This is a genomic window from Bacillus cereus group sp. N31, from assembly GCF_016483245.1.
Lineage (GTDB): Bacteria > Bacillota > Bacilli > Bacillales > Bacillaceae_G > Bacillus_A > Bacillus_A toyonensis.
The window spans coordinates 17721-33380 of record NZ_JAEHCH010000033.1; the positions used below are offsets into that span (position 1 = coordinate 17721).

Genomic DNA, 15660 nt, shown 5'->3' on the forward strand with positions numbered 1-15660 from the left:
GAAGCGCATTTCTATCGTGTATTTTTCTTGTGTATTAATATTATTGCTCTTAACAATATATCTTTTGTTTATCACTTTTTATACACGTTCTTTGGAATTTTAGTACTTTTATTTGTATAGCAAAAAAACCTCAGATCATGTTCTTTTGGTTTTTATTGGCCAGTTATGATTCAGTTTGTAATACCTTTAGAAAAAATATGTTCATTCTGTTAATAGAGAAACCGGTATTTAAAAAATCAAAAATAATGATGAAATCCTCAAAAAATAATCAGCTCGGTTTAACGAGCTGATTATTACATCCAGAAATCCTCAAAGTCTACGCTGTAACCTTTTCTTTTTAAGGACCTAATTAGTTTTTGGCCATTCCCTAATGAAGGCTTGTATGCGTTTGAACGAGAAATACGACTAATTGTATTTTGATTAACTCCACTCCATTCCTTTAATTCGGTTTGAGTAATATTATTTTTCCTTAAAAATTTACCAAACTTTGATAATGGTTTCCCCAAGCCAAACATTGTGAACACTCCTATTCTTAAATCCTCTATTAATCACATCTTTTCCAAAGCATGATTTTTTTAAACAAAAGTGTTAATAATGTACAAGCCCCACGCAATATGATGTATCAAGGTAGCAACCATGGTATCTAGCAAACTTATTACCAAAGTAGATACCAAATCAACTAGCCTTTGAACTAGCAAAGTATCTACCACGTTAACAGTCAAGATAATGCTATCAAGGTAATAAGCGTATAAAACCTATATTTTATCTAGTTTGTTCATTCTGTTTATAGAGGGGGCATTTAAATGCGTGGTAGGAAGGAAACAGTTTCTTTTCGTGAGTTTAAGGATCGGTCATATGAAGAGAAAGAAAAGAAAATACGTAAATACAATACATTAAGTCCTTTCGCATTCCTTCATATGTCGGATCAGGTACTCAACACTTACATTGCATTAGGAGTAATGGGAACTGTTTTAATCGGGGCAGTCATGTTAGAAAAATATTTGGTACGACATGACTATATATCCGCAGCCAAATTTGTAAGTGAAGGAATTTATTACGGCATGCGAATTGGTGGAGTTTGTTTGATTGGATATGTATTTATTCGCATCGTAATCATGTTTTAGGGGGGAGTATATGAAACTGATTAAGAAGTGGCTTCTTACACAAAGGTTAAGGAATCAACTTATAGAGGTATTTGGAAAAGCAGGTCTATATACGGAACATCAAACACGCGGGGGGAAAGTACCTATTTATCCAAAGGTACATACTGTTTCTTCCTCAGCAGAAAGTGTGAGATATGTGTTTACCATACCAAACGGATTAGATCCACAAAAGATTGAAAAGAAGTGGTTTTGTTTCCAGCAAATATTAGGACGAAATATTACGATTGAAGGTGATGTGAAAAAATTTGTCTTACATGTATTCCGTTCGAACGCTGGGCTAAAATCGTACAATTATTGTTATAAAGAATGGAAACCACTATTAAAAGATTACCGTTTACCTGTTGTGGTCGGCAGGGACCAATTTGGAAAGATGATTGCGTACGATATGATTGACTCCAATTCACCACACTTATTAATTGCAGGGGAAACGGGAAGCGGGAAAAGTAGTATGGTACGTGTTATATTATCCACACTTATTCAATATATGTCTCCTGAAAAGTTACATTTATATCTTGGTGACTTAAAAAACTCTGAATTTCATTTTTTGCGTAGAGTGAAGCATGTAAAAGAAGTTTGTATGGAAGAAATCGAAATGAAAATAATGCTTCAAAAGTTATGGAAGGAAATCAGAGAACGAAGAACACTTATGGAAGAATATGAAGTTGATCATATTGATGCGTACAACAAAATAAATCCTAATTATCAAAAACCATATATTCTACTTGCTATTGATGAAGTGGCTATGCTTAAAGATGAAAAAGAGTGTATGGCTACAATTGAAAAGATTTCAGCAATCGGGCGGTCGCTTGGAGTCTTTCTTATGCTTAGTATGCAGCGGCCAGATGCCAAGGTGTTAGATGGTAAGTTAAAACTTAATATGACTGTAAGAATTGGCTTTAAATGTGATAGTGTGATTAATAGTAATATCATGGGTACTCCTGGTTCAGAGTATTTAGAGCAATCTGGCCAAATGATTTTTAAACGAAATGGATTAAAGAAAGTGCAAGCACCTTACTTGTCACTATGTAAAGCGAAACAAATTATTGAGCCATATCGTATGGTTAAAGAGGAGAAAAAATCTAAAAACCCTTTGCCAAAAGAAATGCCTTTATTCGGGGTGTTAGATGATGAAGAGTAGAGATATAGGTATTTTGAATGACTTGAAACGATTTAGGTGTATGTCTCGTGACGATATTATTTATTTACATTTTCAAGGATTAAAGAATGCAATAACTTGTTGTAATACAGTTATGAAACGATTAAGAAGAGATGGGCATGTTGATGCTAACGTATTGCAGCACCCATACATTTATTTTCCACAACCCAGCTCTATCAAAAAAACGAGTCAAAAAATTCCTCATTTCCTTGGTATTATGGACATATACAAACAACTCGTTCATTATGAAAATCCTAAACTCTTCGAAGTTGAACCAAAGTATGGGAAAGAATATATGGAACCGGATGCTTTTACAATATGGCGTAGATCGCCATTCTTTATTGAAGTTCAAAAGTCAGTATACAGTAAAAAGATAATGCAAGATAAGATAAATAGATATGAGTTATACTTCCATAGCCAAGAGTGGCATAATGAATCTTGGCAACCGAAAACTTCTAAATTCTTTCCTTCAATCCTTATCATTACTGACAAATATTACGACGTTCAATCTTCTTATTTCCGTGTATTCCAGGCGAATTCTATAGAGAATTTTATAAAAAATTTAGCGGTAAAATCATAAAGAAAGCCTGCATAGAGTAGAACTGTTTCTTTTCAATAATGTATTAAGTCATGTGTGATGATGATTGTTAGACGGCAATAAATGCGGAAGGGTAAATTTGAAGCAAGTTATGAAATAGTAAAAAAATGAAAAAAGTAAACCTTTAAATAATTTTCAATGGTTAAGCGAATATCTCATTGTATAGCGCTAAGGGTGATAATATCTCAAGTATGAAATAATTAGTTATTTGTGACGGCCGATTCTCTTACGTGGAGGGTTAGCCGTTTTTTATTATTTTTTATCTCTTAGTTTTCTATATAAAGTATATTAAAAAGATAGGGTAAATCTTCTTCTGGAATGATACCTCCAAAATTAATAACTTGTACGATAGCCTCTCAATTATTAATAAATCCATTTATCTTAACAGATTGTCCCACATATCTGTTTGTATCAATACCTTTTTAATGTACGCTATAAAATACCCTTTATCTTATCTTTATCTTATCTTTACCTTATCTTTAAATTTTTATATTAAACTATAAACCTTAAAGTATTGATGTTTGAGTCTAAAAAGGAGCGGGAGATAGATGGTCATTACATATTTTGTAAATAACCAATTACCTTTGAAAAATAGAATTTCTTATACGAGGAGGAATATATGAAGAATACGTGTAAAATACGAATTATTATATTATTGTTTATTAGTATTTTAGGTTTAGGAACAATGCTTGGAATACTATATCTTAATCATAAAACCAATATTCAACAAAATAAAGCGCTCGCAACCGAAAAACGTGTTTTGCAATATGAGCTCACCTTGAAAAAAGAATTAGAAAAATATAATTTAGGAGAGAAAACAGCAGTTTTATTAGGAATTATGTACCAAGAGAGTAGAGGTGAGGGAAACGACCCTATGCAGTCTTCTGAATCACTGGGATTAAAGCCAAATGAAATTCAAGAGACAAGCTTGAGCATTAAACAAGGGGTAAAACACTTTGCAAAAATGTACAAATATGGAACGGAAAAAGATGTTAGCATGGAGACAATTATTCAAAGCTATAATATGGGACCAGGGTATATTGATTTTATCGCCAGTCAAGAAGTTAAACAACACTCGGAAGATTCGGCCAAAAAGTTTTCTAAGATGAAAGTTGATCAAAATCCAGCGTTGTACACTTGTGGTGGAAATAAAAATAATTTTAGGTATCCATATTGTTATGGTGATTTCACATATGCCACAAAGGTAAATGAAAAAATAAAACATATTGAAGAACTTCTTCGAAATGTACATGCCCCTTCTAAATAAGCTGTAAAATGATACTATCATCAACAATAAAATATTAGAATGTAACTTATACTTTAAATAATTCTTTTTTGTATATATTTTTGGTATGTTCTAATGCAGGATTCTTATAATAGGGGTCACGCAATATAGCTATCAGGCTAACAATACAAAATATCCCCTAAAATAAAAAAAGACGTTATTCTTTCTGAGAAATCATTGGAAAAATTAACGTCTTTTTATCGATGTGACGGTATCCTATATAAAAAATTTCAATCTTATTTCAATAAGGTGAAATAAGATTGAGACTCTTTTGTTATTTATTTTATGGAAAATGGAATGGTAATCAAAAATTCTACGCCTTGTTTTGTGTTACTCATAGAATACGTGATAAAAAGGGATTCGAAAATTTGTTTTACAATATATAACCCTAAACCACTCCCTCCCGTATTTCGATTTCTTGACTTTTCAATTCGATAAAATGGTTTGAAAATATGTTGTATATCCTCTTCTTTTATTTTGACACCTGTATTGATAACTCGTATTTGGATGTTGTTTTGTTTAGAATCCTTTGTTAACTTTATATAGACTTTTTCGTTATACGGTGAATACATAATCGCATTATGAATGATGTTTTTACAAGCTTTTTCTAAAAGAACATAATCCGTATAAACAAAAATGTCAGAATCGACTTCTTTTATTATTTGAATGCCTTTTTGAGAAGCAAAAAATTCGAGATTTTTTGTGATTGTATCTATTGATTTGGAAAGATTTACTTCTTCCACTTGAAGTTTAAAGGTATGTTGTTCTAATTTTGACATGCTTAAAATTTCGCGAACCAGTTGTTCTATATTTTCAATTATTTGGAAATTTTTCTTTAAATATTGGTCACGATTTTGATAAGGGCCGATATTATATATCATCCCTTCTAAGTATCCTTTCATAACAGTAAGAGGAGTTTTTAATTCATGTGCTACAATAGCAAAGAATTCCCTTCGCTTTGCTTCTATTTCTCTTTCTTTTTCAATATCACTTTTCAATTGATGATTCGCTTTTTGTAAATCAAAAATTGCCTGTTGTAAATTGATGGACATATCATTTAAGCTATTGGACAATTCCCCTAATTCATCCATAGAACGAACCTCAATTTTTTCGGAGAAATCCAAGTTTGCCATCTTTTGTGCACCTTCATTAATATAAATAAGTGGTTTAGTAATAAACCTTGAATAGAGATAAGCACTTCCTAAACCAATAACCAGTACAATAATACTAATATAGGGTAGAAAACGTACCAAGACCTGTGAAGCTTCATCGATCGGTTGAAATGTTGCGAACACCACAAGCGTTAAGTTAACATCTTGGAATTGTATTGGCTTGGTAGCCTCATATGAATTACGAGATTGAGCCAAACCCTTTATTGGTACTGTTGTAACAAAACCTTTTGCTGGAGTACCCCCCTGAACAATACTCCCCTGAACAGTACTCCCCTGAATAGTACTTTTAAGAAAAGGATAATAAATAAGCCTTCCCTCATTATCTTGAAGATATATCATTGCATTATTTTTTTGTGCGTATTCATCAACAAGTGGTGTTGCATTTTGAAGCGTAAGATCTTTAGATTTATCAATTATTTCTTCGATTCCCGTTTGAAGCTGATCTGTTTTGTATTTCTCATAAAATTTAGGGAGAAAGAAGTATAAAGTTACATAAATTAAGGCTGCAAAGGCTAACAAAATGAGAGATGTAGTCATAAAGAGTTTATAGGTAATTCTCTTCATCTTCATGATTTTTACAATCCTATTCATCGATTTTATAACCAATGCCCTTTACTGTTTTAATATAGGGTATATCTAATTTTTTTCGTATGTTTTTCATATGCGTATCAATCATTCGTGTGTCTCCAGCATACTCATATCCCCAAATTTTTTCTACGATATTTTCTCTTGTGAGTACCTTTTTTTCATTTTGAAGTAGTAGTTGCAAAATTTCAAATTCTTTTGTCGTTAAGGGAACGTCAACCCTATTTACATATACTTTATATGCATCGCCATCGACATGTAGTTCTTTAAATACAAAATGATTATCCGTACTTTGATTATTACTTCTTCTCAGTACTGCTTCGACTCGTCTCATCAAAACATGAAAAGAAAAAGGTTTCGTAATATAATCATCGATTCCAAGATCAAATCCTTTCATTTGATCTTGTTCTTCTTCTAGCGCAGTTAGCATAATAATTGGTATATTTGACTGACTTCGAATCATTTTGGCAACTTCAAATCCATTTAGGTTTGGCATCATCACATCTAGAAGAATTAAATCAAAGGATTGCTTATTAAATTGTTTCATGCCCTCTAATCCATCTGATGCAACTATAACTTTATACTGTTGTGTCATTAAAAATTGTTTGATTAATTCTTGTATTTCTTGATCATCTTCTACCACCAGAATGTGATAGTTCTTCATAATATCACCTCTTGTAGTCATTATCACCTTCCAATCTGGAGTTGATATGGAGACGTATTAGAAACACTATAAAAACTTCACAAGAAAACTACATGTATTTCAAATCAGATCCAGATGCATGAGATAGGTTGTATACATAACGAGACAGAGGGAGGTAATTAAGATGTCACTGGAAGCAAACATCATTCTTTCTTTATTAGATGTACAACTGTGGATGGTCCCTCATTCGAATAATATACGCATAAAAGAGAAAAAACAAAAATTGAAACCAGCACCGTGCTTAAACAAATACACAAGTGTAAATAAAAGAAAGCTATATAAGTCTAGTGAACAAAAATAGGGAGAATCAAATTGATTCTCTCTATTTTTGTATTCAATAATTAGGTACTGAAAATCTTTACTATAACTCTAGATTAACTCCATATAGAATACAGATTAAGTTTGTATGATACATGTACCAAATAGAGAGGAATGATACATGATGTTGACGATTTACACAATCTATCAAATTTTATCCCTTCCTTCTTATTTACACACAAACCTATTACCATCCATTCTCACGAGAATGCTAGGATCTAAGTTTATAACAAAAGAATAAATAGGCTAATGGATGTTTATTGTCCCTTGTTTCCACTTTTTGCAAAACACCTGTATAAACACGCATGCTACTTTGTACATTGAATACCCTATTTGTTGAGAGCCGAATAGGCTCTTTTTTTAGAGACAAGCTCGAAGTGGGTTTGAATATCGTCATACATATATTCATAGGAAATTTCAAATATAATGTTACCCCTACGAAAAAACAGTTGATTTATGTTTAAACCATGACCAAAGGTAAAATTTTCTTTTTTTGAAATGGTGATTCTTAAATATTACATTCATACATCGTATTTCAAATATCAAGATAAAAATATTCAATTGTAAATTAAAGGAGAAAGGGATGTTCACAATGGGACACTATGATACAAATCAAACAGAAAGCAATAGGAATAAAGCCTATAAAAAAACAGGGTATTTTTTCACAGGAATAATTGGTGCAGTGATTGGTGCAATTACCATTGGATTGACCACCCCTTATATAAATGAAATCAAAGGAAGTGCAGGTCAATCTCCTAAGCATAACGAAGTAAATCAGGCTACGCCGATCTCTTACAAACCAGAAGATGTGAGCAATCCTCAAAATATGATTGAATCTGCAAAAGAAGTTGTCGTAGGTGTCATTAACTATAAACAAAATGCAGATTCATTTAATACGCAAGATCAATCAGAAGAAGCTGGTTCGGGATCAGGGGTCATATATAAAAAAAACGGCAATAAGGCTTTCATTGTTACAAATAATCATGTGATAGACGGTGCGAATAAAGTAGAAGTGAAATTGAATAATGGTAAAAAGGTTCCCGCTAAAGTAGTAGGGACAGATCCATTATTAGATTTAGCGGTATTAGAAATTGACGGGGCAGATGTAAAAAGAGTCGCAACACTTGGAGACTCAGAAAAAATTCGTACAGGGGAAACGGTAATAGCCATTGGGAATCCATTGGGGCTAGAAGGTAGTGTAACAAAGGGGATTATTAGTAGCAAGGAACGAGAAATACCTGTTAGTACCCTCGGAAATCAACAAGTGGATTGGCAAGCACAGGTAATTCAAACAGATGCAGCTATTAATCCTGGGAATAGTGGAGGAGCTTTGTTTAATGAACGGGGTGAAGTCATTGGAATTAATTCGAGTAAAATTGCACAACAAGCTGTTGAAGGAATTGGATTTGCAATTCCGATTCATATAGCCAAAACGATCCTAGAGTCTCTTGAGAAAGATGGAACAGTTAAGCGTCCGATGATGGGTGTACAGTTATTAGATGTGGAGAAAATGACAGATTCTGCACGTAATCAATTAAAATTACCAAAAGAGATATCAAATGGTGCCGTGTTGGGGAATATCTCAAATCAATCACCAGCAGAAAAAGGTGGATTGCAACAATATGATGTTGTGATTGCATTAGATGGACAAAAAATAGAAAATGTCGTTCAATTCCGTAAATATTTATATGAAAAGAAAAAATTGGGGGATACAATTAAAGTAACAGTTTATCGAAATGGTGAAAAACTAACAAAAACCGTGAAATTAATGGAACAAACACGTACCACTTAACAGCCACCTTTCGGTGGTTTTTTCTATTTTACTAGTTTTATATGTACGATCATTCCATTCGTCCTCACTCCACATTAATGAACTGGCTCTCTACCAATTTTCAAAATCGATTACGTATTTTAATTTGTGTTCCAGTTTTTCTTGACTATATTAACGAATCACTACATATGCACTCCAGATAAGCCCTAATATCTTTAGATAATCTACTGAATATCTTCATATAAACTCCAGATAGTGTATTTAGAATTACAACTATCAAGGAGGTTAGGAAAAATGAATTTTATAAAACGTGCAATTCTCAGTATGAAAAAAAGAATAGGAACATCATTAATTTTGATGGCGGTCTTTCTGATTGTTACAAACTTAGTGCTGGCAGGATTTGCAATCCAGAATGCATCAAAAAAAGCTGCTGATTCAGCAAGAAAAAAACTGGGTGCTGATGTTACTTTAGGTCTTGATTTTGATAAATTAGGAAAACAAGCAAGGGAAACTGGAGAAGCGCCTAATCCGCCGCAGCTCAATACAAAAGAAACAGATCAATTAGCGAAGTCCAAATATGTTAAAGACTATAATTATATAACCCATAATTTCGGAATTGCGGATGGATTTAAATTAGTAGGAGCTTCAGAAGGAGAAGATGAAGGAAAAGGAAAAGGTAGCGTTGCAATGGTTGGAGGATCAGGTTCAGGTTCAGAAATAGATATGAATTCTTCTCTTATGATAGAAGGAGTTCGCAAGACTTTATTACAAGAAAGTTTTAAAAATGGAAAAAGTAAAATCATTGATGGGAAACCAATTACAGAAAAGATGCAAGATCAGAATGTAACTTTAATGGAAAAACGATTAGCGGAACAAAATAATTTGAAAGTGGGAGATAAGGTTAAAATTCAATCAGGGGATAAGAAGGAAACTCTTGAAGTTGAAATTATTGGTATTTATGAAACGAATGAGCAACCAATGGGTCAAAACCCCCCTCCTATGATGAATCCAGCTAATAAACTATATATGCCTCACTCTACTTTAAAGAAATTAGAAACAGATGAAGGTATGAGTAGCATTCAGGTCGTGTACTTACTGAACGATCCACAGTATATTGATGCATTTAAAAAAGAAGCAAAAAAATCTGATATTGATTTTAATTATTTTAAGTTAGATGCACATGATTCAATGTACAAGCAAATGATTGGCCCTATAGAAAATATCGCTTCTACGTCTCAAATGATTATCTATATGGTATCTATTGCAGGTGCGATTATTTTAGGATTAATCATTATGTTATCGATTAAAGCACGTCGTAAGGAAATGGGGATCTTATTATCTATTGGAGAGAAAAAATGGAAACTGATGGCGCAGTTCGTAGTAGAAGTAGCATGTATTGCTATTTTAGCATTTGGATTATCCCTAACAACAGGAGCTAAAGTTTCTCAATTCGTAGGGGATAACTTACTTTCGAGTGAAATTGCTACAGCAAGCGAAGAAAAAGACAATTCACAACATGGTAGTGTAATGATGGTTGGAGCTGGTGGTACTCCACAAAACCAAAATGAAGAACCAATAGATAAAATTGATGTAAGTGTAACAGGAGAGGATTTAGGGAAAATGGGGGGGATTGGACTGACTATTGCTATATTAGCAACGCTTCTTCCAGCATTATCTATTCTACGCTTAAATCCAAAACAAATTCTTTTAAAAGATGAATAAGGAGGCTCGATATGGAGACAATTTTACAATTTAAAAACTTAGATTATTATTATGAAAGTAACGGAAAAAAGGTAACGATACTAGATAATGTGAATTTTTCTTTTCAAAAAGGGCATTTCTACACGATTTTAGGGCCATCTGGATCTGGTAAAACTACAACTCTTAGCTTAGGTTGTGGGCTGGATATACCTAAAAATGGTTATGTACTGTATAACGGCAAGGATATTAGAAAAATTGGCTTGGATCGATACCGTAATCAACATGTATCTGTAATTTTCCAATCTTATAATTTGATTACCTATATGACTGCTCTTCAGAATGTATTAACGGCAATGGAAATTACAGGTGTGAAGGTACAAAATAAAAAAGCAAGAGCATTAGAATTATTAGAAAAGGTAGGGCTCACAGAAGTAGAAGCAAAACGAAATGTCTTGCAATTAAGTGGCGGGCAACAACAACGTGTAGCAATTGCTCGAGCACTTTCTTGTAATGTCGATTTACTAATCGCTGATGAACCAACAGGAAACCTTGATGGAGAAACAGCGAAAGAGATTATTGAGCTGTTTCAGGAGCTCGCCCATCAAGAGAATAAATGTGTAATTGTTGTTACGCATTCACAAGAAGTTGCAAAAATATCAGATCGAGCAGTTTATTTAAGTAAAAAGAAGTTAGTAGTAAATGAAATTAATAATAGTTAAGAAAAAAGTTACTATCGTTCTTAATTCACATAATTTTCAAAATTAAAATCTGTGGATGTTACTATTTGTTATATAATGTATTTGTCAAAGCATTACCCCTGTAGTTTCTATGATGAATCTGTAAGATAGTTTGTTTGCCCCGTATATTCATCTTAAACTAAAAAGAACTTGTAGAGATTCCTACAGGTTCTTTTTGTTTTAAGGATTATATATGGATTTAAAATATAATTGCAATTTTTTGAGGGGGGAAAAGTACATGTTTGTAAAAGCAGAAAGATTATTAGTACGGAAATTTGAGTTCAAAGATTGGCAAGCTGTCCATGAGTATACATCAGATATCAATGTTATGAAATACATACCTGAAGGGGTTTTTACTGAAGAAGATACAAGGAACTTTGTGAATGAAAACATTGGTAAAAACGCTAAGAACTTTCCTGTGGTATTAATAGATGAAGATATCCTGATTGGTCATATAGTATTTCATAAATATTTTGGTGAGCATACTTATGAGATTGGTTGGGTGTTCAATCCAAAATACTTCAATAAAGGATATGCTTCTGAAGCAGCACAAGCTACATTGAAATATGGCTTTAAGGAAATGAAATTACATAGGATTATCGCTACATGTCAGCCACAAAATATCCCATCTTATCGAGTGATGGAGAAGATTGGAATGAGAAGAGAAGGCTATTTTAGGAAGTGTATACCACATGGGAATGAATGGTGGGATGAATATTATTACGCTATTTTAGAAGAAGAGTAGTGTCTTAGAATGCATTATTTAAAGTAAAACTCCTATCCCTAAAGAGGCAAGTTGACCAACGTTAGTAGGATTCTTGCTACCAAAGGCGAAGTCCATTTCTGCTATCGCTGAAGTGCAAGACCGTGGTGTCCCATTACGACTCTCGTGATTGACCCTATGGGTTCTTAAAATATAGAATATTAGCAATATATTATGGTAAAATGTGTATAACTATAAATTATTAAATAGATTGGAGAATACTAGAATGAAAGTACAATTACTAAGAGTAGGGATATTGGCTTGCTTCATGATATTTTGTTGGTCCTATGAAGATGTTTCTGCTGCATCTACGTGTGAGCCATATGGTGAAATTAAGCCTAACCAAAATCCCTCTCGTCAGCACATAAATTGCCTACTAACGAACGCAGCATTAAAAGAAAATGTTCCTCCTGAAGTTGTAAAAGCTGTAGCTACACAAGAAAGTGGATGGAAACAATTTAATGGAAACGGCCAGCCAATCATAGCACAAGATGGTGGAATTGGGATTATGCAAATTACCAATCAACCTCAGTTCGATCAACAAAAGTTAAAATATGATATTAATTATAATATTGAAGCAGGTGTTAAAGTTCTTCGTAGCATGTATCAGCGAACAGATCTACCTAAGGTAAAAGCTGCTGGACCAGAAGTAATCGAAAACTGGTACTTCTCCGTTATGGCTTATAATGGAACAAAACCTGCAAACAGTCCTTTGTATAAAGCTACCGGTCAAAAAAATTTAAATGCTTACCAAGAAAAAGTGTTTTCTATTCTAGAACAATACAGTTTTTTAAATGATACAAAATTGGGGCAGTTTCCTTTCAGTACAGCTGATTTCGAATATGATCCTAACACGAGTAAAAATATTGTATTTAAAAAGAAGGAGTACGTACTAACAAATCCACATTCTTCTATCTATCACCTAAAAACAGGTGATCAAGTCCTTGTAACAAGAGATGGAGTAAATTTAAGATCTAAACCTACTTCCGCTTCAAGTGGGAAACCGTTAAGTAAAAATACGAACTTGATTATTCAAGGAAACGCTGCATATGATGAATCTGTAGATAGTAGTAATCAGTTTGTATGGTATCCAGTTAAAACTGCAGATCAAAAACTAGTAGGTTATATTTCTTCTGCATATATTATGAAAAAAGTATAATTTAAGATCAAACGGTGAAGATAATCACTGATAAAGATATGGTAGTGATGGGAACAGTTGAACCAAATATAGTTGTGGGTTTTGGTGCAAAAAAATTCTTAAACTTGGACATACCGATACTGTTACTCTACAAAGGCTTGTAATTGGTATGGAAACAAAAAAAGTTGTTCAAGTGGAAGCATTTTGATCCTAACTGTATTTTGTAAACAGTGAAATGATACAAGCGGTACAACTTGAATCTTCGTAAAGAAGCATCCCTACGTGTATACTACTTAGGAAAGTTTGGGAGGAAGTGAAGAGATACGAGCTCCCAACGAAAGTAAAAGAAAAAATAGATATGAAATAATTAGTTACTTGTGATGGCGAATTCTCTTACATGGAGGATTCGCCGTTTTTTTATTTACAATGAGAAACGCATGCTAGGATGAATATTGGGGTGAACTGAAATGTCTGACTGGTCAATGCTGTGAACGTATTAATGATTGATTTGTATAAGTACCTATACATACCAGGTTAACGAAATTTTGTTCATTTATTTTCACTAGAGGTGCATCTCGGGGGGAAGAAGAAAGTGTGCAAAAGAAGTGTTAGAAAGCCGTAGCATGATTGACAGAATTAAACTCGTAAGATATCTCGTAATAGATAGCATAATAGAGAATTAAATTGTTTTATATTTTAATATATTGTTATAATATTACGAAGGGGATAAGGTAATATAAGGTAAATAAGGTAAATATGCTAATGTTATTGTATAAATATAGCGCAAACAGGGAGAATGGACATGAAAAGATATCTAGTATTAGGATTATTGTTGTCAAGTTTATTAGTGGGGTGTGGTCAGGAGAACGCCTCTACCAAGAAAGAAACGCTTAAGAGTGAGCAAGAAGTGAAGAAGGACGCGCAAGCCGATAAGAAGGTAGATGAAACAAAGCGTGATGAATTAAAGGACGCGGAAAAGCTGAATGATAATGTGCCAAGGGATAACGAAAACAAAGCGATTGATACGGAAAAAAATGAGGATAAAGTTGATATTGTGCAGTATCAGCTTCCATTAGATGAAAGTAGTTCTACAATGCCTGTCGATTACTTTGAAGCACTTGAACATGGTATGCCATATGAAGAAGTAGTTAAGGCATTACACCGTAATGCGACAAGTGCATTTAAAACGAAGAAGTTTGATACTGAATTAATTGAATATATTTATGAGGCGCCAGAAGCGGTGATACAAGTTCAATTTAAGGACGGTAAGTTATTTGGTACGGATTATGTTGGCCAAGATAAGGAAATGTATTCAGTTATTCCTGTCGGATGGGATGTCAAAAATAATCGTTGGGCTGAAGAGAAAAACGTAAGCGTGCAATCTAATAAGAGTAAGTCAAATAATCACAAGTCTCAAATGAACGAAGGTAAGAATGTTGAAGCCAATGATAAGCCCGAAGAAGTTACTACCAACCATAAACCTAATAATAACGAAGTTGAACAACAACGTAAGGAAGTAGAAGAATTTAAGCCGAGTGATGCAGACCTGGAACGTATTAAACGACAAGAGGACCGTTGGAATACGCCATCAGGAGGTGTTGGTGCTACATGGCAACAAGAAATGGAAGAGATGAAAAAACAGTAATAAAATAATGTATATACCTATTATACGGATTAAGTGAATTTAAAGTGGAAAATTTATTTGATTTACTAACTCTTAATAAGAGTGGAAGATTATCACAAGGTAAAGTAATTATTGCTTTAAAATACTTTGTGATAATTTATAACAAAGTCTGATTATTGATAGAAATAATCGATAAAAACCCCTATTAATTTTTATGTTAATAAGGGTTTTTATCGATCTTATTTTCAAAAAATGCTCTTTAGACTTGCCTATAAATCAAATTTTATTTTTAACTAATACTACGGTTTAAAAATAATAAAAGTTAATCTATTTCTAAATTTAATTGGCTACAATTAAATTTCTTGTCTTATCGATATGATTAAGTAACATACTATACTCTTCTTCATACATAGCTAAACGTTGCGAAAGAGAGTGATTCTCTGCTTCTAAATATTCAATTTGATTTTGTAAAGTTGTCAATTCATCCATTTCTTTATAATTTTGTAGAAATGAAATAATGTCATCTAATGTAATAGATAAAGAGTTTGTTTCTTTTTTTTGTTGGGAGGGAGAAATGTTATTTTCCACTTTTCGATTTTGTTTTGCCTGTTGTATTTCTTCTTCGTATTGTTTTCGCAAGTAAGAGTTCCAACGAAATCCGCAAGCAGCAGGAGTTCTGGCCAATGGTTTAGCCGCTTCTTTAAATGCAGCTAACTGTGTTCCACCGTTACGAATATTTTGAAGCACTATTGTTGCGAGAAGTAAATCGTTATCGTTAGTCCAGGAATCTTGTCTTGAAATTACCACGTTTCCATCCCCCTTATATGCTTTTTATTATATATATGCAAGTACTTAAAATGATAGAAGCTCAACTTCTCTTAAGATAATTAGGAGTAAGTTAATAGAAGTATGTATTTTTTAAAATGCGAAATTGCATAAAAAATTA

The 15660-nt window shown here is 33.0% G+C and carries 15 protein-coding genes and 2 pseudogenes; 12 read left to right on the plus strand and 5 right to left on the minus strand.

What is annotated here, in order from left to right; genetic code table 11:
• Positions 1-293: 293 nt before the first annotated feature.
• Positions 294-515 carry a helix-turn-helix domain-containing protein gene (locus JDS81_RS26655; protein WP_097953849.1) on the minus strand — a complete coding sequence of 74 codons (222 nt, stop codon included), beginning with the start codon at positions 513-515 and terminating at the stop codon, positions 294-296.
• 288 nt (positions 516-803) lie between these two features.
• Here JDS81_RS26655 and JDS81_RS26660 point away from each other — a divergent pair, with 288 nt between their 5' ends.
• Genes JDS81_RS26660 through JDS81_RS26670 form a run of 3 tightly spaced genes read left to right on the plus strand, consistent with a single transcriptional unit; the run spans position 804 to position 2899 of the window.
• Positions 804-1124, plus strand: a complete 321-nt coding sequence (locus JDS81_RS26660) for a hypothetical protein (protein WP_097953848.1) — start codon at positions 804-806, stop codon at positions 1122-1124.
• Positions 1125-1134: 10 nt separating this feature from the next.
• Positions 1135-2301, plus strand: coding sequence for an FtsK/SpoIIIE domain-containing protein (locus tag JDS81_RS26665; protein ID WP_097953847.1), 1167 nt, complete (start codon positions 1135-1137; stop codon positions 2299-2301).
• A 40-nt stretch (positions 2302-2341) separates the two neighbouring features.
• A complete protein-coding gene (locus JDS81_RS26670) occupies positions 2342-2899 on the plus strand; it encodes a replication-relaxation family protein (RefSeq protein ID WP_097953867.1) in 558 nt (185 codons plus the stop codon).
• A 296-nt stretch (positions 2900-3195) separates the two neighbouring features.
• Here the strand turns inward: JDS81_RS26670 and JDS81_RS30610 are convergent.
• Positions 3196-3312, minus strand: a pseudogene (locus JDS81_RS30610) (vancomycin resistance histidine kinase VanS); the annotation flags it as partial.
• A gap of 224 nt (positions 3313-3536) precedes the next feature.
• Between JDS81_RS30610 and JDS81_RS26675 the strand changes: the two are divergent.
• The gene (locus JDS81_RS26675; protein WP_097953846.1) at positions 3537-4184 is read left to right on the plus strand and encodes a lysozyme family protein; all 648 of its coding nucleotides are present in this window, start codon (positions 3537-3539) and stop codon (positions 4182-4184) included.
• A gap of 296 nt (positions 4185-4480) precedes the next feature.
• On the opposite strand, the gene JDS81_RS26680 is transcribed toward JDS81_RS26675, so the two are convergent.
• Both JDS81_RS26680 and JDS81_RS26685 read right to left on the minus strand, forming a co-directional pair.
• The gene (locus tag JDS81_RS26680) at positions 4481-5944 is read right to left on the minus strand and encodes a sensor histidine kinase (RefSeq protein ID WP_097953866.1); all 1464 of its coding nucleotides are present in this window, start codon (positions 5942-5944) and stop codon (positions 4481-4483) included.
• Positions 5945-5957: 13 nt separating this feature from the next.
• Complete coding sequence (locus JDS81_RS26685; RefSeq protein ID WP_000800732.1) at positions 5958-6623, minus strand: response regulator transcription factor; 666 nt, start codon at positions 6621-6623, stop codon at positions 5958-5960.
• A 163-nt stretch (positions 6624-6786) separates the two neighbouring features.
• Between JDS81_RS26685 and JDS81_RS26690 the strand changes: the two genes are divergently transcribed.
• The 8 genes and pseudogenes from JDS81_RS26690 to JDS81_RS26720 all read left to right on the plus strand — a co-directional run bounded on the left by JDS81_RS26690 (position 6787) and on the right by JDS81_RS26720 (position 14735).
• Entirely contained in the window at positions 6787-6963 is a 177-nt protein-coding gene (locus JDS81_RS26690) for a hypothetical protein (protein ID WP_000050962.1), read from the plus strand.
• 600 nt (positions 6964-7563) lie between these two features.
• The gene (locus JDS81_RS26695; RefSeq protein WP_097953845.1) at positions 7564-8772 is read left to right on the plus strand and encodes a S1C family serine protease; all 1209 of its coding nucleotides are present in this window, start codon (positions 7564-7566) and stop codon (positions 8770-8772) included.
• Positions 8773-9045: 273 nt separating this feature from the next.
• Positions 9046-10473, plus strand: coding sequence for an ABC transporter permease (locus JDS81_RS26700; protein ID WP_097953844.1), 1428 nt, complete (start codon positions 9046-9048; stop codon positions 10471-10473).
• A gap of 11 nt (positions 10474-10484) precedes the next feature.
• Positions 10485-11171, plus strand: a complete 687-nt coding sequence (locus tag JDS81_RS26705; protein ID WP_000447838.1) for an ABC transporter ATP-binding protein — start codon at positions 10485-10487, stop codon at positions 11169-11171.
• Between the two features lie 256 nt (positions 11172-11427).
• A complete protein-coding gene (locus JDS81_RS26710; protein ID WP_097953843.1) occupies positions 11428-11934 on the plus strand; it encodes a GNAT family N-acetyltransferase in 507 nt (168 codons plus the stop codon).
• Between the two features lie 244 nt (positions 11935-12178).
• The gene (locus JDS81_RS26715; RefSeq protein ID WP_097953842.1) at positions 12179-13111 is read left to right on the plus strand and encodes a transglycosylase SLT domain-containing protein; all 933 of its coding nucleotides are present in this window, start codon (positions 12179-12181) and stop codon (positions 13109-13111) included.
• Positions 13112-13347: 236 nt separating this feature from the next.
• Positions 13348-13457, plus strand: a pseudogene (locus JDS81_RS31215) (YxeA family protein); the annotation flags it as partial.
• A 435-nt stretch (positions 13458-13892) separates the two neighbouring features.
• Complete coding sequence (locus JDS81_RS26720; protein ID WP_097953841.1) at positions 13893-14735, plus strand: hypothetical protein; 843 nt, start codon at positions 13893-13895, stop codon at positions 14733-14735.
• Between the two features lie 318 nt (positions 14736-15053).
• On the opposite strand, the gene JDS81_RS26725 is transcribed toward JDS81_RS26720, so the two are convergent.
• Complete coding sequence (locus JDS81_RS26725; RefSeq protein ID WP_016119175.1) at positions 15054-15521, minus strand: RsfA family transcriptional regulator; 468 nt, start codon at positions 15519-15521, stop codon at positions 15054-15056.
• Positions 15522-15660 lie beyond the last annotated feature (139 nt).

What these genes read in the sequence shown, in the direction of transcription:
- JDS81_RS26655 (WP_097953849.1), bottom strand. Translation starts at nt 515, where the DNA reads ATGTTTGGCTTGGGGAAACCATTATCAAAGTTTGGTAAATTTTTAAGG.
- JDS81_RS26660 (WP_097953848.1), top strand. Translation starts at nt 804, where the DNA reads ATGCGTGGTAGGAAGGAAACAGTTTCTTTTCGTGAGTTTAAGGATCGG.
- JDS81_RS26665 (WP_097953847.1), top strand. Translation starts at nt 1,135, where the DNA reads ATGAAACTGATTAAGAAGTGGCTTCTTACACAAAGGTTAAGGAATCAA.
- JDS81_RS26670 (WP_097953867.1), top strand. Translation starts at nt 2,342, where the DNA reads ATGTCTCGTGACGATATTATTTATTTACATTTTCAAGGATTAAAGAAT.
- JDS81_RS26675 (WP_097953846.1), top strand. Translation starts at nt 3,537, where the DNA reads ATGAAGAATACGTGTAAAATACGAATTATTATATTATTGTTTATTAGT.
- JDS81_RS26680 (WP_097953866.1), bottom strand. Translation starts at nt 5,944, where the DNA reads ATGAAGATGAAGAGAATTACCTATAAACTCTTTATGACTACATCTCTC.
- JDS81_RS26685 (WP_000800732.1), bottom strand. Translation starts at nt 6,623, where the DNA reads ATGAAGAACTATCACATTCTGGTGGTAGAAGATGATCAAGAAATACAA.
- JDS81_RS26690 (WP_000050962.1), top strand. Translation starts at nt 6,787, where the DNA reads ATGTCACTGGAAGCAAACATCATTCTTTCTTTATTAGATGTACAACTG.
- JDS81_RS26695 (WP_097953845.1), top strand. Translation starts at nt 7,564, where the DNA reads ATGTTCACAATGGGACACTATGATACAAATCAAACAGAAAGCAATAGG.
- JDS81_RS26700 (WP_097953844.1), top strand. Translation starts at nt 9,046, where the DNA reads ATGAATTTTATAAAACGTGCAATTCTCAGTATGAAAAAAAGAATAGGA.
- JDS81_RS26705 (WP_000447838.1), top strand. Translation starts at nt 10,485, where the DNA reads ATGGAGACAATTTTACAATTTAAAAACTTAGATTATTATTATGAAAGT.
- JDS81_RS26710 (WP_097953843.1), top strand. Translation starts at nt 11,428, where the DNA reads ATGTTTGTAAAAGCAGAAAGATTATTAGTACGGAAATTTGAGTTCAAA.
- JDS81_RS26715 (WP_097953842.1), top strand. Translation starts at nt 12,179, where the DNA reads ATGAAAGTACAATTACTAAGAGTAGGGATATTGGCTTGCTTCATGATA.
- JDS81_RS26720 (WP_097953841.1), top strand. Translation starts at nt 13,893, where the DNA reads ATGAAAAGATATCTAGTATTAGGATTATTGTTGTCAAGTTTATTAGTG.